Source organism: Coprobacter secundus subsp. similis (genome assembly GCF_015097275.1).
GTDB classification, from domain to species: Bacteria; Bacteroidota; Bacteroidia; order Bacteroidales; family Coprobacteraceae; genus Coprobacter; species Coprobacter secundus.
On the sequence record NZ_AP023322.1, the window covers coordinates 4097857 to 4117029 of the forward strand.

Consider the following 19173-nt stretch of genomic DNA (forward strand, 5'->3'; position numbering starts at 1 on the left):
TTAGCGGAAAGTTATCGTGCTCATTTTTAAGGAAGTGGAAGGTGTACTTGCATTTCCGGTTGATAGTGAGTTAGAAAAGAGGGTATATTTATAGTAAATGTTGCGAGTTGTAAGGTGTAAAATGTATATGAAAAAGGCGTTTTACACTTTATGACTCGTTGTGGTAACGATAGATATTATAAAATTGGGTTAATTATACAGGTGTAGATAGATGCGTAAACTGATTTATTTTTTGATCAGACATAGCTCTTGGCTGCTTTATATGATATATGCGGTGTTGAGTTTTGTGCTTTTGGTCAAGTATAATCCTTATCAGCAAAGTGTGTTTTTCAGTTCGGCCAATGAAGTGGCCGGACAGGTATATGCTGTAAAGGGTGGTATTACGGGATATTTCGGTTTGCGGGAAATCAATCGGGATTTGCAGAAACGTAATGGAGCATTGGAGGTGGAAGTGGCTAACTTGCGCGAACGAGTGAGAAGGCTTGAGGGGGACAGTCTACTGGAAAGACATGAGAGAGACTCGATATTTTCCAATTATAATTTTATTGTAGCGCAGGTAATAAATAACAGTGTTTCTAATTCCCATAATTATATAACATTGAACAAAGGAAGCCGGGACGGATTGCATTCGGAAATGGGTGTGGTGGATCAAAATGGTATTGTGGGTATTGTCAATGCCGTATCAGATAACTTTGCCGTGGTGATTTCCTTGTTGAATCCCAAGTTGAGGCTGAGCTGTAAAGTAAAAGGCAGCAGTTATTTCGGTTCGTTGGTTTGGGATGGGAAAGATGCCCGGTATGCTGTTTTAGAGGAGATGCCCCGGCATGTGAAGTTTGCCAAGGGGGATACGATTATAACCAGTGGCTATTCGGCTGTTTTTCCGGAGGGAATCATGGTGGGTGTGATTTCAGACTTTTCGAAACAGAGAAATGATAATTTTTATGCCTTGCGGGTACAGCTGTCGACCGATTTTAATCGATTGAATGATGTCCGGATTATAGAGTCAAAAGGGCAACGAGAGAAAAATGCATTGGAGAGGGAGGCTATGGGCAATGAATAGGATGGTGTTGACTTACATACTTTTGTTTGTTTTACTGGTATTGTTGCAAGTGACTGTACTCAATGATATATCTTTATTCGGTTATGCAACACCGTTTTTGTATATTTACTTTATTTTGAGATTGCCGTCTTTGATGTCTGCAAACTGGGTGATGTCGATAGCTTTCCTTATGGGGCTGATTGTGGATATATTCAGTAATACACCGGGTATGAATGCATTAGCGGCAACGACAATAGCTTTCATGAGGAAACCTGTGTTGGCTCTGGTATTGCCACGCAGCGACGAGGCTGTATCGATAGTGCCGTCTATTTCGTCATTGGGATTGAGCCATTTTATCGGCTACAGTTTTTTGATGGTTATATTGTTTTGTGTGTTGATATTTGTCATTGAGGCTTTTACATTCTTCAGTCCATTGACGTTGATTTTAAGATTTAGTTCCAGTGCCGTGTTTACATTTTTGCTGGTATTGGCTGCGGATTGTTTAAAACCGGGAAAGAAGTGATAAAGGATTATAATCTGGAGAAGCGTAAATTTGTAATCGGGGGTACGATATTGATTATCGGTCTTATTTATCTGGTGCGACTATTTGTATTGCAGGTACCGGATAATGATTATAAAACGTTTGCCGATAGTAATGCTTTTTTGAAAAAAATACAATATCCGTCTCGGGGGTTGATTTATGACCGTAATGGTAAATTGCTGGTATATAATCAACCGGCATATGATGTGATGATGATTATGCGGGAAGTGCAGCCGTTCGATACACTGGACTTTTGTCGTACGATAGGGATAACTCGTGACCAGTTTGACCGTCGTTTGCAGATGATGAAAGACCGTCGTCTCAATCCGGGATATTCGGCTTATACTCCTCAGACGTTTATTTCCCAATTGTCGGCCGAAGATTACGGCCGGTTACAGGAGAAATTGTATAAATTTCCCGGATTTTTTATTCAAAATCGTATGTTGAGACAGTATGCTTATCCATATGGAGCTAATGTATTGGGAAATATTCGTGAGGCCTCTCCTCGGGATATAGAGAACGACAGTTACTATATACGAGGGGACTATACGGGGGACTTAGGTGTGGAGAAGTCGTACGAAAAGTTTTTGCGTGGAGAGAAGGGCGTGGAGATATTGTTGCGTGATGCTCACGGCCGCATAAAGGGGCGTTATGAGGATGGGATTTTTGATATACCTCCACAGTCGGGAAAGAATCTGAAGTTGTCGATAGATATAGATTTACAGGAATATGGTGAACGGCTAATGGCTAATAAAATAGGTGCTATTGTTGCAATAGAACCGTCTACCGGTGAAATATTGGCATTGGTATCGAGCCCATCTTATGATCCTTCTACTTTGGTAGGACGAAGCCGGGGAAAGAATTATGCGGCATTGAACCGGAATCCGTACAAACCATTGTATGATAGGGCTATCATGGCGGCTTATCCTCCGGGTTCGACATTTAAACCTACTCAGGGACTTACTTTTTTGCAGGAGGGAGTGATAACTCCTCATACGATGTATCCCTGTTATCATGGTTTTGTATCGGGGCGTTTACGGGTAGGTTGTCATGCTCATGGCTCGCCTTTATCATTGATGCCTGCTATAAGTACATCTTGTAATGCTTATTTCTGTTATGGATTGAAGTCGATGGTAGATAGCCGTAGTAAATATAAGAGTACGGCCGAGGCCTTTGATACGTGGAAAGATTACATGGTGTCGATGGGGTACGGATACAGACTGGGCGTGGACTTGCCGAGTGAGAGCCGGGGATTTATTCCGAACAGTAATTATTATAGCAAGATTTATGGTGAGAAACGTTGGCGTGCATTGACGATTATTTCTATTGCTATCGGTCAAGGAGAGGTTCTGGCGACCCCGTTACAGATTGCCAATCTAGCGGCGACTATAGCTAATAGGGGGTATTTCTATACTCCGCATGTGGTGAAAGAGATTCAGGATACGGTATTGTCGGCTGATTACAGGACCAAGCGTTATACAAAAGTATCGTCTGATAAATATAATTATATAGTTGAGGGTATGCGTATGGCCGTATTGGGGGGAACTTGCCGTGTAGGTGCTATTCCGGGAATAGAGCTTTGCGGAAAGACCGGAACAGCGCAGAACCCTCATGGTAAGGACCATTCGGCGTTTATGGGATTTGCTCCGAAAGATAATCCGAAGATTGCTATTGCCGTTTATGTGGAAAATGCGGGTTTCGGGGCTACTTACGGGGTTCCTATCGGCAGTCTTATGGTGGAGAAGTACTTGAAGGGGGCTATTTCGCCCGAACGTCAGTATCTGGAGGAGCATATGTTGAATTCTAATACAGTGATATATAGTGGTATCAAGGGAAATTAATATATGGAAGTCGATAGACTGGATTACAGTAGTCTTGTATACCATACTGGTTTTTGCCGGATGGGTCAGTATCTATGCGGCGAGCTATGATTTTGATAATGCAAGCATATTTGACTTTAATGAACGTTCGGGCAAGCAGTTATTGTGGATAGGGTTATCATTCGGTATCGGTTTTATACTGCTTATGCTTGAAGCCCGGATGTATGAGGCACTGGCTTATTTTATATATATTGTGCTGATGCTGTTATTGGTAGCAACTATATTCCTGGCTCCGGATATAAAAGGGTCGCGTTCGTGGTTGGTACTGGGACCGGTAAATTTGCAGCCGGCGGAGTTTGCCAAGTTCGCGACGGCTCTGGCGTTGGCGAGACTGATAAGTTCCTATAATTTTGTATTGGTGAAACCTGCTAATTTTGTGCGGGCTTGTTCATTGATATTGCTGCCTATGCTGCTGATTATGATGCAGAAGGAGACCGGATCGGCTTTGGTATACGGGTCTTTGGCTTTTGTGCTTTATCGGGAGGGCATGTCGGGCTTCGTGTTGTTTGGCGGCTTGTGTGCGATTATTTATTTTGTAGTGGGGGTGAAGTATGCTGATGTCTTGTGGGGGATAACGTCAGTGGGTGAACTTTCGGTGCTGGTACTAATAATGCTGGTGATTATCGGAATGCTTCTGGTGAATTATCGGGACTTGATTGTGGCACGAAATATTGCGCTTTTTGTGGCTGTCGCGGGGGCAATATGTTATGTATTGTCTCTTTTGGGAGTAATATTTGACTGGGTATATGTTGCCGTGGGGGTAATTTTGGTGTCATGTCTCTATCTTGTAGTTGTATATTTGCAGATGCGTGTGAAGATAATATGGATGATTATCGGTTTTGCCGTAGCTTCCATGGTGTTTCTGTTTTCGGTAAATTATGTGTTTACGGAGATTCTCGAACCACATCAACAGATAAGGATAAAGGTAGCTTTGGGCATGGAGGAGGATTTGCGCGGGGCAGGTTATAATGTGAACCAGTCGAAGATAGCGATAGGTTCGGGAGGCTTGTGGGGTAAAGGATTTCTCAATGGTACCCAGACGAAACTGAAGTATGTGCCGGAGCAGGATACCGATTTTATTTTTTGTACAATTGGTGAGGAGGAAGGTTTTTGGGGAACGTCATTGGTCGTGATTGTATTTATTGCGCTTATCTTTCGTATTATGTATATTGCCGAGCGGCAACGAACGGCTTTTGGCCGGGTTTACGGTTATTGTGTGGCGAGTATATTGTTTTTTCATCTGGCCATCAATATAGGTATGGTTATCGGGTTGTGTCCGGTTATTGGCATTCCATTGCCATTTTTCAGCTATGGAGGTTCGTCTTTATGGGGCTTTACTATATTGCTTTTTATACTTTTGCGTATTGATGCCGGTCGGTTGGAGAGCTATTGAGATAAAGGTGTTTGAGGTAAGATTTTGTGGGTTATTTTGGGGTGATGTTTTTATGATGTACGTTTCTGCATATAGGTAATGATAAGTATTATCTATATTATGCTACGTGTGCCCCTGATTTCAGCACTCAGATTATTGGGGTAGCTACGGCTCCGGCAGGGGCATCTTTTGCTCGTAATTGCTGGACGGAGGCTGCAGATAAGCCTGTTTTGGTACCGGAATATCCTTGGGAGGGAAAATGTGTTGAAGCTCCTTCTGCGGTGCAATTCGGAGAGTGGATGTATATGTTTTATGCCGGGGCATATAATAATAACCCTCAGCTAATCGGTGTTGCCAAAAGTAAAGACGGTATCCATTGGGAGAAGATGAGTAATAAACCTTTTTTGAGCCATGGAGACCGGGATACATGGAATTATTGCGAATCGGGGCATCCGCATATTTTCAGGGCTCCGGGAGGCAAGACCTTTCTGTTTTTTCAGGGAAATGATGATTATGGAAAGAGTTGGCTGTTGTCGAATAAAAGAGTTTGGTGGCATGAAGGAATTCCCAGTCTGAGAAAATAAGATTTTATTTATTGTTAATCATTAATTAAGATTTGTTAATTGTATTTTGTACATTTATTTTTTTATATTTGTCAAAATAACCAGTGTATCATGAGAAAGGTATTATTATCGGCTGTTATAGCCACATTTACTATCCCTATGTTTGCTCAGTGGAAACCGGCAGGGGACCGGATAAAGACAGATTGGGCTGAAAAAATAGATGTCAATAATGTGTTACCCGAGTATCCTCGTCCTATTATGGAAAGGAGTGAGTGGCAGAATCTGAATGGTCTTTGGAACTATTCGATAGTCACCGCCAATCAACAGAAGCCGCAGCAGTTTGACGGTAAAATATTGGTTCCTTTTGCTGTTGAGTCGAGTTTATCGGGAGTAGGAAAGAGTGTAGGTGCTGAAAATGAAATCTGGTATGAACGGGAGTTTACCGTACCTTCTTCCTGGAAAAATAAAAATATTATCTTGCATTTCGGTGCTGTAGACTGGAAGACCGATGTCTGGGTAAATGATGTGAAGGTGGGTTCTCATACGGGAGGTTTCACTCCGTTTAGTTTTGATATAACTCCGGCTTTGCAGAAGGGGAATAACACGTTGACGGTGAAGGTATGGGACCCTACGGATAAGGGATACCAGCCACGAGGCAAACAGGTAAATAATCCGGGGGGAATATGGTATACTCCGGTAAGTGGAATATGGCAGACTGTATGGTTGGAACCGGTTGCGGAGAAGTATATCCAGTCGATAAAAACTACTCCGGATATAGACCGCAATATGTTGACTTTGTCAGTTGCGGCAAAGAATCTTTCGGATGCAGACCGTATTGAGGTTGTGGTATCGGAGGATGGTAAACAAGTGGCTAAGGGGGTATCTATAAACGGATTGCCAGTAGAGATATTCATGCCTAAAGACGTGAAATTGTGGTCGCCGGATTCTCCTTTCTTATATGACATGCAAGTATCACTGATTTCGAATGGTAAGGCTGTAGATAAAGTGAAGAGTTATGCGGCTATGCGTAAGTATTCGACTCATCGGGATTCTAACGGCATAGTCCGTTTGCAATTGAATAATAAGGATTTATTCCAATTCGGACCGTTAGACCAAGGTTGGTGGCCTGATGGCTTATATACGGCACCTACGGACGAAGCTTTGGTATATGATATCCAGAAAACGAAGGACTTCGGGTTCAATATGATAAGAAAACATATCAAAGTGGAACCTGCCCGTTGGTATACGTGGTGTGATAAGTTGGGTATTATCGTATGGCAGGATATGCCGAGTGGGGACAGGAATCCTGAATGGCAAAACCGCCAATATTTCACCGGAACGGAGGTGAAACGTTCTGCCGAGTCGGAAGCCAATTATAAAAAAGAGTGGAAAGAAATTATCGATTGCCTTTATTCATATCCTTGTATAGGGACTTGGGTTCCGTTCAATGAAGCGTGGGGACAGTTTAAAACTCCTGAGATAGCAGAATGGACCAAGGCTTATGACCCAACTCGTTTGGTAAACCCGGCGAGTGGAGGAAATCACTATACTTGCGGGGATATGCTCGACCTGCATAATTATCCCGGACCTGAAATGTATCTTTATGATGCACAACGTGCTAATGTATTGGGTGAATACGGAGGGATAGGAATGGTTGTCAAAGGCCATATCTGGGAACCTGATCGCAATTGGGGGTATGTACAGTTTAACAGTTCTGATGAGGTGTTGAAGGAATATGCAAAATTTGCCGAACAGTTGAAGCAATTGATTAAAAACGGATTCTCGGCTGCAGTATATACCCAGACGACGGATGTCGAAGTCGAAGTAAATGGCCTGATGACTTATGATCGTAAGGTGATTAAGGTAAATGAGCAGAAGCTGAAGAAAATAAATGACAGTATTTGTCGTTCTTTAGATAAGTAAGGAAGAGATAGAGTGTAAAACTTTAAAATAGAAACCAATGAAAAATTTAATGTGGGTAGTGGGCCTAGCTTTGTTATGTGCCTGCTCAGGTGGTAAGAATACCACAGAATCACTGACAGCTTCCGGTCTGAAAGAAAGCGATTTCCAAACGGAGGTAGAGGGTAAGAAGACCGATTTGTTTGTTCTTAAAAATAAGAACAATATGGAAGTTTGTATTACTAATTTCGGAGGCCGTATCGTATCTGTTATGGTCCCGGATAAGGACGGTAACATGAGAGATGTGGTGCTGGGTTTTGATTCGATACAGGATTATATAAAATATCCAAGCGATTTCGGTGCTACTATAGGTCGTTATGCCAATCGTATCAATCAAGGTAAATTTACTCTTGATGGTGTTGAGTATCAATTGCCTCAGAATAATTACGGACATTGTTTGCATGGCGGACCTAAGGGTTTTCAGTACCAGATATTCGATGCCCAAAAATTGAATGACCAGGAATTGCAGTTGACTTATGTTTCTAAGGATGGGGAAGAAGGTTTTCCGGGAAATTTGACATGTAATGTGAAATTTACATTGACCGATGATAATGCTATCGATATACAGTATGAGGCTACGACCGATAAGCCGACGGTTGTAAATATGACTAATCATTCGTACTTTAATCTCGACGGTGACCCGACAGGGGATAATTCGGATTATTTGTTGACAATAGATGCTGATTCTTATACTCCGGTTGACAGTACTTTTATGACGACAGGAGAAATATTGCCCGTAGAGGGTACCGATATGGACTTCCGTACTCCTACTGCTATCGGTGAACGTATCAACGATACTGCTTTTGTGCAGATAAAAAATGGTAAAGGATATGATCATAACTGGGTATTGAATACCAAGGGTGATATTTCGAAAAAGGCTGCGTCATTGAAGTCTCCGAAGACGGGGATTGTACTTGATGTATATACTAATGAACCCGGTGTTCAGGTTTATTGTGGTAATTTCCTGGATGGAACATTGACCGGAAAGAAAGGTATCGTGTACAATCAAAGGGCTTCGGTATGTCTTGAGACTCAGAAATACCCGGATACGCCTAATAAGGCTGACTGGCCTACTGCTGTGTTGAGACCGGGTGAGACTTATAAGAGTCAGTGTATCTTTAAGTTCTCCGTCGATAAATAAAGATAGTTACCGCATAGCAAGTTTTAAGATATGATAATCCCCGGTGTCTTTATAATAGGTGCCGGGGGTTATTGTCTATGTGCGGTTTATTTTCTTAATTGTTTTTTCGGGGACAGCAGATAAAGGGAGAGGTGTATATCATACGTCCTTCATATCTCTTTTTAGAGAAGGTAATATTACTTTTTCGGGTGTAAAATTTAGATAAGAAAATAAGAAAAATTTATTGCAATATAAAAAATAAACTGTAATTTTGTGTCGTCTTTAAGGCAAGATATTATTTATGGCGGTTTAGTGTAGTGGCCTAGCACGCATCTCTCTCACGGATGAGACTCGGGTTCGATTCCCGAATCCGCTACTGTATAGCACTTGTAATATATTGATTATAAGTGCTTTTTTATTGCCCAGGTGTAACATAGGTGTAACATTTTTAGAAACTTTTGTTTCTAAGATAAACCCCGGTAGCCGGATTGCTGCCGGGGGCGGACATCCCTAAAGTTTACCAGACTAAGACAAGGGAAAATATTAGTTCGGTTGTGTGTCGTTCTTATTGGTCATTATTTCGGATATCGATTTACAGCCTCCGTTCTTTAAAACATTAATGTCTTCTGTAAATATCTCTACCATTCTACAAGAGAAAGAAAGCATTTGCATTAACATATAAACCGTATTGGAAATATCTAAATTTAGATCCTTTAAATCTTCTGGAGTGGCGCCATATGGTTCAAACTCTTTAAGACTGTTATCTATGCAATTAAGTATCGCCAACTGGATTGTTTCTATATTCTGGCTCATATGTGACATATCTATATATTTATGAATAGTTTTTTGTGCTTCTTCACAAAGCATTTGTTCTATAATCACCATGGTTTAATGTTTTTGTTTATATTGTTAATAATAAGCTGCTGCTTTTCTTAATTAGCAGCAGTTTAGTTTACTATCTCCAGATTAAAAAATTGATATTAAATTTTCTACTTTAAACGAACGGAATCCTTTAGCCTCAACATCATAATAATTAAATGTCTTGTAGTTTTCTTTTCCCGTTCCTTTGATAAGGTTATTTATATCCTTTAATGTCCCTATCGCTTTACGTAATGTTCCGTCTGCTTTCTCATAAGTGAAACGTACTGTTTCTTTCTTCATGCGCTTAGAAAGCCTGTAAATTGCCCATGCTTTAGATAAGCATATTGAAAATGTTTTCCCGGTTGCCTTCATCATTTCATAAGCTCTTTTGAATACCGATGTTCTAAAGTTCTTTTTCATATGTTGTAATGTTTTGAGTTTCGATTGCGATACAAATGTAATATAAAACATTACAATATACCAAATGTATAGAAATATTTAACACTACTTTAACAAATAAATGTATATATATGTCATTACAAATAGCTTTTATTCTTATATTTGTATCGAAAACTAAAACATTACAAAATATGAATTTAAGAATAAAAGAAGTAATTAAAGAGAAAGGCACAACCATAACAGAACTTGCTGACAAAATGGGTATTAATAGGGTTAATTTATCAAATATGATAAATGGGAATCCTACAGTAGAAACTTTAAATAAAATAGCTGATGCGATAGGCTGCCCGGTTACAGAATTGTTTGATAGACCTAAAGAAGACGTAATACATTGTCCGGTATGTGGTGCAAAGCTTGAGTTAAAGCAAAAGGAGGAATAATATAAAGGTTAAATCAAATATCTAAAAAAATACCCTTTGTTGCGGTGTTGCGGTTGCGGAACACTGTAACAAATTATGTTTCAATTAATTAAACTAATATTTCCCGCAACATAAAAAAATATGGTATTCAATAAATATAAGATAGATATTTAGGAAATGTATTCAAATTGGCGATTTGGGTACATTTTTATGATGCAACCTACATAAATTTAAAAATAAATGTAACCAAATTGGCGATTTGGGTACATTTTTAACAATATTTTTCTTTGGTCTTCAGGCATTTATGCTAAACTTTGGACAAAAGTTGACAAAAGTGCGCAAAAGTGCGCATAATTTATTATTATAGCCTCATCCAAATTCTTTTTCTTGTATAATGTTATACAAATTATTTCCTTTGTTCTCGTTACGTCGTAACATTAATAGTTACGGATAATAAGCTTATTATCCATTGTTTAATTATAAAATTAAAAACAATGGACGAAAAAATTAGACAGAACGCCTCAACGGGAAAACTCATGTTGAATTTAGATGAGGCAGCCGCATTTATCGGTTTATCTAAAAGCTATCTTTATAAACTGACATCTGCGAGAAAAATCCCCCATAGCAAACCCCTCGGGAAGCTCGTATATTTTAATCGTGTAGAGCTTGAAGAATGGATGCAGCAAAACAAAGTTGCCACCATGTCAGAGATTGATAGGCGGGCACAAAACTACTGTATTCAGAAAGGAAGTGTTTTATAACACCAATTAATTATTGTCTCTTATCTTAAGAACTAAAAAGCAAATTAATATATGAGGCGTATTATAAACCATAAAAAGAGGGATAAGCATGTACATAAGAAAAAAGGCAGCCCAAGAGACCGCCAATTTCCACAACCTGGACAAAGGTAACTATAAATCTTCTCAAAAAAAAGGACATACCCGGTATTTTTCAGAAAAGGAGTAAAGGCTATGAAGTTAATAGTAGAAAACAATGTATTAGCCGGCAGCCTTTCACTCCCGATTGACGGTTTGTCACAAGGCACACAAGAAATTATACGGGGATATGCCGACGGGTACCAGTGTAACCGGGACTTTATTACGGCAACCGTATTTATAACCGTATCGGCAACAATAGGGAAAAAGGTGTGTGTATATGACGGAAGATATAAAAATTATTTACCCTTCTTTACTTGTTTGGTGGCACCGAGCGGAAGCAATAAAACAACCCCTATGAGGGAAGTGTTGAGGCCGCTAATCAACCGTAATTCTTTGAATTATGATTCTTTCCAAAAAGAAATGAAAAAATATGCCTCATCTGTAAAAGAAGGTAACGAAGATGAACCCAAACCCGTATTCCGGCAACTGATAATAAGCGACAGTACACCGGAAAGCCGGATAAAAGCACTATCTGAAAACCCGAATGTGTTACTTGTATCGGATGAGATTGCGACCATGCTGTATAATGTGAATCGGTACAACAAAAGCGGGGAAATACCTCAACTCATTTCTATATGGAGCGTTGACGATATAGTCAACAACCGGAAAACAGAATCACCGGTATTAATAAAAGAGCCTTATCTGTCAATCATAGGAGGGACGCAGCCCGATATCCTTGCCAATATATTCGGAAGTGATTATTTTATGAACAGCGGATTTAATCAAAGATGGCTGTTTGTCTATCCTGATAGCGTCCCCCCGGCAATGTATTCGGAAAACAGAGTTCCTAAAGAAATATTCGAAGCATGGAACAGGTATATAAACGAGTTGTTAGATTTCGATTTTGAAAATTCCGGCTTCAATGCTCTTTATATCAAAGATGAGGCTAAACGGCTTTATATCGAATATTATAACCGCCTGCAATCAAAAAAAGCAGTTGCCGGTGAATATATGGCCGCTGTTTATGCCAAACTTCAAATCATAATAGAACGGTGGGCCGGAGTAACACATATTTTAGGGGACAAATGGGATTCTACCGATATTTTACCCGAAGAAATGGAATACTCTATAAGGTGCATGGATTACTTCGAGAGATGTGCAGAAAAAGTGTACATGAAGCTGACGGAGAATAAAAAGCAAGCAGAGACCAAACAACTTACCAAAGAGCAACTAATAGCCATGTGTTACAATTCATGTAATCCCAAAAGCAAACAATCATTTGCGGATGCCATAGGGGTAAGCCGGCAGATGGTAAGCCGGGCAGTAAAAAAATACCCTTTGTTGCGGTGTTGCGGTTGCGGCAATGATTTAGATATTGATAATGAAGAAAATATCGACAAAATAGGCGTAACAGCCTAAGTTATGGTATTAAAATAAAAAAGCATTAAAATTTAAAATTATGGAAAAGAACAACAGTTTTGGAAATTCAGATTATACGGTTTCTGTCGTAAAATGCAAAGTTACTGTAACGGACAGCAGAGGGAAAAGGCAAATGCCCGATGAGGTGACTTTAATCCTTCAGAAGGACGGCAAAGACGTAGAAGCGGGCAAACGGCCTATTTTTATTCAAATGACAAAAGATGAGGCTAAAGAAATGGCTCTCCAGCTTTTAAAATTAGCATCTAAACCCGTTTCAGCACATGAACTTATACTTAATGAAAGTTTATCGAAGAATTAACTTTTAAGACCATGGAAAAGAAAGATATTTTTGATACGGAAATTTCGGTTTACAACGGTGTTAGAGACGTGTACGGCACAACCTGCAAGTTGAGGGCATTTCTCTTTGATAAAAAACATGTTTCGGAGATTGAACAATTGCGTCTACTGGCAACCAAGGAGGAACGAAACGAGATTAAAAAGAAATTGCCCCAGGCTTGTATATCCGGGATATTTTCTCCTACACGAAAATCGGACAACCTTGTAAGACATTCCGGGCTCCTCTGTGTGGATATTGACAGGCAGGACAACTTACATATAGACAATTGGGATAAAGTCAAACAGGAGCTTTCAAAGTTGCCTCAAATTGCTTATATCAGTTTATCGGTAAGCGGAAACGGCTATTTTGTGATTATCCCGTTGCGATATCCGGATTATCATAAAGGGCAATTTGAACAACTGAAACGGGACTTTGCCCGATGTGGGCTCGTAATAGACCATGCTTGTGGAGATATAACCCGAATGCGCTGTTTGTCTTATGACGTGGAACCCTATATTAATACCGATGCAATACCGTATGGAGGTTATTATGTAGAGCCCCGACCGATGGTTAATTACCACTACACGAATAACAATGATACTTTGGACAAAGTGGCAAGATGTTGCGAACAGATAGAAACCAATCATATAGACATAACAGGCGATTATCAATCGTGGTTTACAGTCGGTTGTGCCTTAGCCTCACTGGGAGAGAATGGGAGACCGTTTTTTCATATTTGTAGCAAGCAGAACCAGGAATACAGATACAACGAATGTGAAAAAAAGTTCAATAACCTTTTGCGAACGATAAAAAACATAGGGATTGGCTCGTTTTTCGAGATATGCAAAGACTACGGGATAACTCCTTTTAAAGATGATTCATAAAGGTAGGAATAAAATAGGGGATATCATTCTAAAGTGCACCCCTTCTGAGGATAGAAGACATATTTATTAAACTAACTATTTATATATAAACTAATACATAAAATAACAACCAATGAAAGAAATAATAATAGACGGTAACCGATACGACGTAGATAACAACACGGATGTTACATTAGATTATAAATCCCCGTTTTTTTCAGATATAAGCAAGCTGAAGCCGAACCGGAGTTATACTATAAAATTGCCTTTTACGGCAATCAACAGAAAAAACATAGAAAACTCCTATCTTATTGATGTTGTATCCTTATTCCCATATCAGAAAAAAAGTTGCGAATACTGGAAAAACGGGTTGCCAATTATTCAAAGAGGGAATGCCTATCTGCTGGCCTGTACATCTTCAATTGAAGTTGCCGCCACATGGGGAAACGGTACGGCAATAGTCAATATCGGTGACAAGAAAATGACGGAAATAACCGGTATAAGCGAAGAGTATATAGAATGGGACGATTCTATAGAAATAGGTATTACAGAAAAAGGAAACATCCATTATTCCAAGATTGATTTTGGAATGGGACTTGATAAACGATATACCCGCCCTGTGGTGTCCGTTAAATATTTATTCGATAAAATATTTGAAAATGCGGGATTGGATTACAGCATCAATACAGAAGCCAAAAACCTTTTGGATAAACTATGGATTCCGTTATTATCAAATAATCCGGATGAAAATACTTTTAACCATAATTATTGCTCTTGTGATGTTATAGTAGATGACTTATGGGCAAACGGAGCAGTAGGGTTAAATAATTTCATAAAAACTACTAATACAATTGAATTTTTATATCACCAAGTAGACGGAGGCTCATATGCTGTATTAAAAGCCACAGAGGATATAAAAGTAACAATTAGATTTAATGCCTATATGAATGTATTCACAGATAACGAAAATTGTTATCTAATTTTTTCTGACGGTAGAGAAATTGCGATAGCCCCGGAAGGACATAGCTACTCTTTCAATGGTACCTTTGAAATGGATAAAGGCACATTTGTCCATATAGAACAGCATAGCAAAAATAATTACGGAAATGGGAAAATTTATATTGAAAACATCGAAACAAAAGAAGTCCCTTTCGGCACAGTATTCCCTATCGATATAAACTTACCTGATATAAAGCAAATAGACTTCTTAAAATCAATCATGCAAATGATGTGTTTGTTTGCTCACCCGGATACGGATAATCCTAATTTAATAAATCTTTATTCTATTGATACATTGTACAATAATAAAGTAAATGCAAGGGATTGGACAAACAAGCTTCTATCTCGCGTTCCAGAGGAACAGAAGTTTACCTTTGGCAGTTATTCAAAACAAAATTGGATGCGATATAAGGAAGATGATACTGTAAGCATCAATGCAGATGATTATTTGACTGTTGACAATGAATATCTCGAAACGTCACAAGACTTGTTTACATTATCTTTTTCCGCAACTGATGAAAAAAACGGAATGGCATTTATATCACTTTATGAACAGGAGGAAGACAAAATAAATGAGAATAGCGGTATATCCCCCAGAATATTAGTAGACAATTATGTTACCGGAGAGGGCTGGAAAGCATTATTTCTGCCTTATCTGTCTTTTTCCGGAGAATCGGGATTAAGAAATAGTTATTATACGAAGTATCAGGAAATAATCAGGCAACCAAGGGTTATTTCTGTAAAATGCGCATTGTCTGATTATGACCTCTATACCCTCGATTTGACGATTCCGGTCTATTTCAGACAGTACGGAGCATATTTTGCGATAATAAATTTGAAAACAGGAGATAAAGCAAGCACAGTTCAACTATTAAAATTATAACAATTATGGCAGACCAAGAAACAACAGAAAGGATATTAGATATAAAAGTAAATTATGAGGATGCCCTTAAGGGAATATCACAATATTTACAGAAAATTCAAGAATTAAAAAACACAGAAAAGGAACTCAAAGACCAGCTTAAAGCCGGAAACATTACACAAGAGGAGTATAACAAGTCTATAACGGCTTCAAAGATACAGACACAAGAATACAACGATACTATAAGGACTTTACAAAAAGAGATACGAAATAATATTAAAGCTGAAAATGAGCAATCCGGAAGCCTTAAACAATTACGGGCCCAATTAAGCAGCCTAAATTCAGAATATGACTCTTTAAGTAAGGCAGAACGAGAATCGAGTACAGGAGTTAAATTAAAAGAACAGATAAATTCAATCACAGAAGAATTAAAAGGAGCCGAGGAAGAAACAGGTCGTTTTTATCGCAATGTCGGGAATTATACAGAATCTATAACCAAAGCTACAGAAGCTAATTTGCCTTTTATTTCCCAAATACAAACGTTAATAGAAACGACATCCACATTTAGCAAATATTTGAATGACATAAAAGGAGAATTATCTCTAATATCAGAAAAATATAAATCAAACGCAGAAGCGGCTTCTCAACTGTCAGGGGCAGCAAAAGCAGCAGCAGTATCATCCAATGTCCTTTCTACTTCATTAAAAGTTTTGACATTGGCTCTTGCATCGACGGGGATAGGAGTTTTAGTTATAGCATTGGGGACTTTAATATCATACTTTACAAGAACGCAAAAAGGGACAGAGCAGTTAAGCAAAGCATTTTCGGCAGTAAGTGCAATTGTAGATGTTTTTCTGGACAGACTGGCAAAATTAGGCAGTGCAATTGTAAAAGTCTTTTCCGGAGACTTTAAAGGAGCGGCAGAGGATGCCAAAGCCGCTGTTTCAGGAATAAATGACGAATTACGGGAGGAAATATCTCTATCCGTTAAGCTGAAAGAGGTTCAAAATCAATTGGACAAACAAGAGGTTATGTTGAGTATGAGGCGGGCAGCAAGTAAAGCCGATATAGAAGCGTTAAAAAAACTGAGCGATGATACGACAAAATCTATTGAAGAAAGAATGCAAGCCGCACAAAAAGCCTACGAACTCGAACAAAAAGATTTAAAGGAACAAACTGAATTAGCAGAAAAAAGATTAGCCGCATCTTTGGGATATGCAGAAATGAACGAAGAAGTAAGAAAAGTTATTCAAGAAATAAAAGTTGGAGCTATTGAGGCGAATGAAGTAATTAGTAAGTTAGGCCTTTCGGAAAGTACAATAGAAGACCTTAGACAATTTAGAGAACAATTTAATCAACTTCAAGAATTACAAGAAAGTAGTTATACAAGACAAACAGAGCAACAAAACAAATTAAACACTATCCGCAAAGAGGCATCAGATGCAGAGATTAATCGTAAAACAAAAGAAATCGAAGCAATAAGGCAGGCAGAAGATGCCATGCTTGCAACACTTAAAGACGGTATAGAAAAACAAAGGAAAGAAATAAATTTGTCCTATGACAGGCAAATAGAGGACTTAAAGAAAAGACTGTCAGAAGAAAAAGACCTTACACAAAAAGCAAGAGAGGCAATAAATCAAACAGTAGTGGCTTTAGAAAAGCAAAGGCAGAACGATTTAAATACTTTGAGCAATGAAGAAATACAAAAACAAATAAGCAATGAACAAAGGCGCATTGAGTTAATGCTTGCAACGGTAAAAGAAGGTTCTGAAAAAGAATTCGAGTTGCGTAAACAGCAATTAGAATTACAAATGAATGCAGAACTGTCGAATACGGAGATAACAGAACAGGAAAAACAGCTTATCCGCGATAAATATGCAAAACAAGAATCCGAACTCGTTGTACAGAGGCAGCAGGAAATTGCAAATAAACAAGCCGAGGCGGTCAGATTAGAATTTGAGAACCGCATAGCAGAGGCCAAATTGCAAGGAGAGGACGAACTGCAAATCAAATTGGAATTAAGAAAGCAGGAACTTGACAGCTTGCATCAGTTGGAAGGAGAATCAAACGAAGAGTTTAGAGCTCGCCAGCTTGAAGCAATGCAGAACTTAGCAGATGCAGAAGAAGAAATCGCCAATCGGGAAATTGATATACAACAAAAGAAAGCCAATGCCTTAGCAACAATAGCAGGAAACCTTTCTGATTTAATAGAGCAAGCTGCCGGAGATAATGAAGCCATGGCAGAATTAGCCAAAGTATTAGCTATAGCAGAGGTTAGTATAGCTCAAGGTGTAGCGATAGCCCAAGCCGTAAAAAACGTAACAAAGTCTTCCTTTTCGTGGATAGAGATGCTGACGGCAATAGGTACGGTAGTTGGAGCCGTTACTGCTGTAATGTCAACGGCAATGAAGTCCATAAAATCTGCAAAATTCGCTACCGGAGGAATCTTTAATGGCGACGGTTATGTTTCCGGCCCAGGTAGCGGAACGAGTGACAGTATTAATGCCCGGCTGAGTAACGGGGAAAGTGTAATAACGGCAAGAGCGACTTCTATGTTTGCACCTTTACTTTCAGCTATGAATGTTGCAGGAGGTGGAGTTCCTATTAGTGTAACGGTAGATAACAATCAGCAGATAGGTGAAGACATGTTAGCGCGGGCATTTGCCAAAGGCGCATCCTCTTTGCCCAACCCCGTAGTAAGCGTATCGGAAATAGACACAGTAAATAACAGAGTAGAAACCTTGGAAAACTTAGGCACAGCATGAAAATTGCAATAGCCTCTATAATATGTATGTATTATAGGGGCTTAAAATACCGACCTTATAAATATTGTAATTATGAAAAATAATGAGAATAAAGAATCCTCTAAAAAGAGAGGACGCAAATCAAATTTTAAAGATGAGTATTCAGAGCAAGCCTTTAAACTTTGTTTACTGGGTGCAACAGATAAAGAAATAGCTGATTTTTTTAATGTTTCAGAACAAACGATTAACAGCTGGAAGAAAAAAGAGCCGAAATTTCTTGAGTCCATAAAAAAAGGTAAAAACCAAGCCGATGCAAATGTTGCTGAAAAACTATATAAACGTGCTTTGGGCTATGATTGCAAGGCTACTAAATTTGCAGTTTATGAGGGGGCTATAACAGACTCTAAAGAATATACAGAACACTACCCGCCCGATACTTCAGCAGCTATATTCTGGCTGAAAAATAGGCAGCCCAGCAAATGGAGGGATAAACAAATACAAGATATAACCTCAGGAGATGAAAAAATCAGTCTGAATGTTACGGTTATTGATACCAAGGTACCTTTAGCAAACAGAGAGGAGGATATAGTAGACTGAATGGATAACTAAATAAATATATTTTGATGAAAGCTTATGAATTATTGATGTTATATAAAAAAGTGTTCGTATGCCTACACCGAAATGGGTTGAGTAGTGAGAGCGTTAAAGACTTAGATTTGTTCAAAGCATATAAGCAGAAAATGCAAGAAGGTAAAACTTTATCCTTGATAATAGAAGAATTGAGCCGGGAATTTAAAATAAAAAGCAATGCTGTAAAAAGAATCATAGACTATTTGGAGGCTGATTTAAAAGTTTGACAACAAAAGTAAAAAGAAACAGATAAAAAGCAATCCGAAAGCCTCAACCAATAAAACAAAA

The 19173-nt window shown here is 38.8% G+C and carries 18 protein-coding genes and 1 tRNA gene; 17 read left to right on the forward strand and 2 right to left on the reverse strand.

The window, feature by feature from the left end; all coding sequences use genetic code 11:
* Positions 1-211 precede the first annotated feature (211 nt).
* The 8 genes from mreC to Cop2CBH44_RS16145 all read left to right on the forward strand — a co-directional run bounded on the left by mreC (position 212) and on the right by Cop2CBH44_RS16145 (position 8850).
* Positions 212-1060 carry a rod shape-determining protein MreC gene (mreC, locus tag Cop2CBH44_RS16110; protein ID WP_021930135.1) on the forward strand — a complete coding sequence of 283 codons (849 nt, stop codon included), beginning with the start codon at positions 212-214 and terminating at the stop codon, positions 1058-1060.
* Positions 1053-1562, forward strand: a complete 510-nt coding sequence (gene mreD / locus Cop2CBH44_RS16115; RefSeq protein ID WP_055099892.1) for a rod shape-determining protein MreD — start codon at positions 1053-1055, stop codon at positions 1560-1562. Before mreC ends, mreD begins: the two co-directional genes overlap by 8 nt.
* Complete coding sequence (mrdA, locus tag Cop2CBH44_RS16120) at positions 1559-3421, forward strand: penicillin-binding protein 2 (RefSeq protein WP_200755217.1); 1863 nt, start codon at positions 1559-1561, stop codon at positions 3419-3421. Before mreD ends, mrdA begins: the two co-directional genes overlap by 4 nt.
* Positions 3402-4853 (forward strand): rod shape-determining protein RodA, encoded by a 1452-nt coding sequence (gene rodA / locus Cop2CBH44_RS16125; RefSeq protein WP_055099896.1) that lies wholly within the window; start codon positions 3402-3404, stop codon positions 4851-4853. Before mrdA ends, rodA begins: the two co-directional genes overlap by 20 nt.
* Positions 4854-5062: 209 nt before the next feature.
* Positions 5063-5416: a glycoside hydrolase family protein gene (locus Cop2CBH44_RS16130; protein ID WP_246469142.1), complete on the forward strand. Its 354-nt coding sequence runs from the start codon at positions 5063-5065 to the stop codon at positions 5414-5416.
* Between the two features lie 90 nt (positions 5417-5506).
* A complete protein-coding gene (locus Cop2CBH44_RS16135) occupies positions 5507-7318 on the forward strand; it encodes a glycoside hydrolase family 2 protein (RefSeq protein ID WP_200755219.1) in 1812 nt (603 codons plus the stop codon).
* Positions 7319-7355: 37 nt separating this feature from the next.
* On the forward strand, positions 7356-8495 hold the full coding sequence (locus Cop2CBH44_RS16140) for an aldose epimerase family protein (protein WP_021930128.1): 1140 nt from the start codon (positions 7356-7358) through the stop codon (positions 8493-8495).
* 282 nt (positions 8496-8777) lie between these two features.
* Positions 8778-8850: transfer RNA gene (locus Cop2CBH44_RS16145), tRNA-Glu, on the forward strand.
* A gap of 167 nt (positions 8851-9017) precedes the next feature.
* Here the strand turns inward: Cop2CBH44_RS16145 and Cop2CBH44_RS16150 are convergent.
* Both Cop2CBH44_RS16150 and Cop2CBH44_RS16155 read right to left on the reverse strand, forming a co-directional pair.
* On the reverse strand, positions 9018-9359 hold the full coding sequence (locus Cop2CBH44_RS16150) for a hypothetical protein (RefSeq protein WP_200755221.1): 342 nt from the start codon (positions 9357-9359) through the stop codon (positions 9018-9020).
* Positions 9360-9440: 81 nt separating this feature from the next.
* Positions 9441-9755 carry an SH3 beta-barrel fold-containing protein gene (locus Cop2CBH44_RS16155; RefSeq protein WP_200755223.1) on the reverse strand — a complete coding sequence of 105 codons (315 nt, stop codon included), beginning with the start codon at positions 9753-9755 and terminating at the stop codon, positions 9441-9443.
* A gap of 170 nt (positions 9756-9925) precedes the next feature.
* Here Cop2CBH44_RS16155 and Cop2CBH44_RS16160 point away from each other — a divergent pair, with 170 nt between their 5' ends.
* The 9 genes from Cop2CBH44_RS16160 (at position 9926) to Cop2CBH44_RS16200 (ending at position 19112) form a co-directional block, all read left to right on the forward strand.
* Positions 9926-10174 (forward strand): helix-turn-helix domain-containing protein, encoded by a 249-nt coding sequence (locus Cop2CBH44_RS16160; RefSeq protein ID WP_200756009.1) that lies wholly within the window; start codon positions 9926-9928, stop codon positions 10172-10174.
* A gap of 473 nt (positions 10175-10647) precedes the next feature.
* On the forward strand, positions 10648-10914 hold the full coding sequence (locus Cop2CBH44_RS16165) for a helix-turn-helix domain-containing protein (protein ID WP_200755225.1): 267 nt from the start codon (positions 10648-10650) through the stop codon (positions 10912-10914).
* Between the two features lie 210 nt (positions 10915-11124).
* Complete coding sequence (locus Cop2CBH44_RS16170) at positions 11125-12450, forward strand: DUF3987 domain-containing protein (RefSeq protein ID WP_200755227.1); 1326 nt, start codon at positions 11125-11127, stop codon at positions 12448-12450.
* Between the two features lie 40 nt (positions 12451-12490).
* Entirely contained in the window at positions 12491-12769 is a 279-nt protein-coding gene (locus Cop2CBH44_RS16175; RefSeq protein ID WP_200755228.1) for a hypothetical protein, read from the forward strand.
* Between the two features lie 11 nt (positions 12770-12780).
* Positions 12781-13671, forward strand: a complete 891-nt coding sequence (locus tag Cop2CBH44_RS16180; RefSeq protein WP_200755230.1) for a BT4734/BF3469 family protein — start codon at positions 12781-12783, stop codon at positions 13669-13671.
* 112 nt (positions 13672-13783) lie between these two features.
* The gene (locus tag Cop2CBH44_RS16185; protein ID WP_200755232.1) at positions 13784-15532 is read left to right on the forward strand and encodes a hypothetical protein; all 1749 of its coding nucleotides are present in this window, start codon (positions 13784-13786) and stop codon (positions 15530-15532) included.
* Positions 15533-15537: 5 nt separating this feature from the next.
* On the forward strand, positions 15538-18276 hold the full coding sequence (locus Cop2CBH44_RS16190) for a coiled-coil domain-containing protein (RefSeq protein WP_200755233.1): 2739 nt from the start codon (positions 15538-15540) through the stop codon (positions 18274-18276).
* Between the two features lie 72 nt (positions 18277-18348).
* Entirely contained in the window at positions 18349-18852 is a 504-nt protein-coding gene (locus Cop2CBH44_RS16195) for a helix-turn-helix domain-containing protein (protein WP_200755234.1), read from the forward strand.
* 26 nt (positions 18853-18878) lie between these two features.
* Positions 18879-19112, forward strand: coding sequence for an acyl-ACP--UDP-N-acetylglucosamine O-acyltransferase family protein (locus tag Cop2CBH44_RS16200; RefSeq protein WP_200755235.1), 234 nt, complete (start codon positions 18879-18881; stop codon positions 19110-19112).
* Positions 19113-19173: the final 61 nt, after the last annotated feature.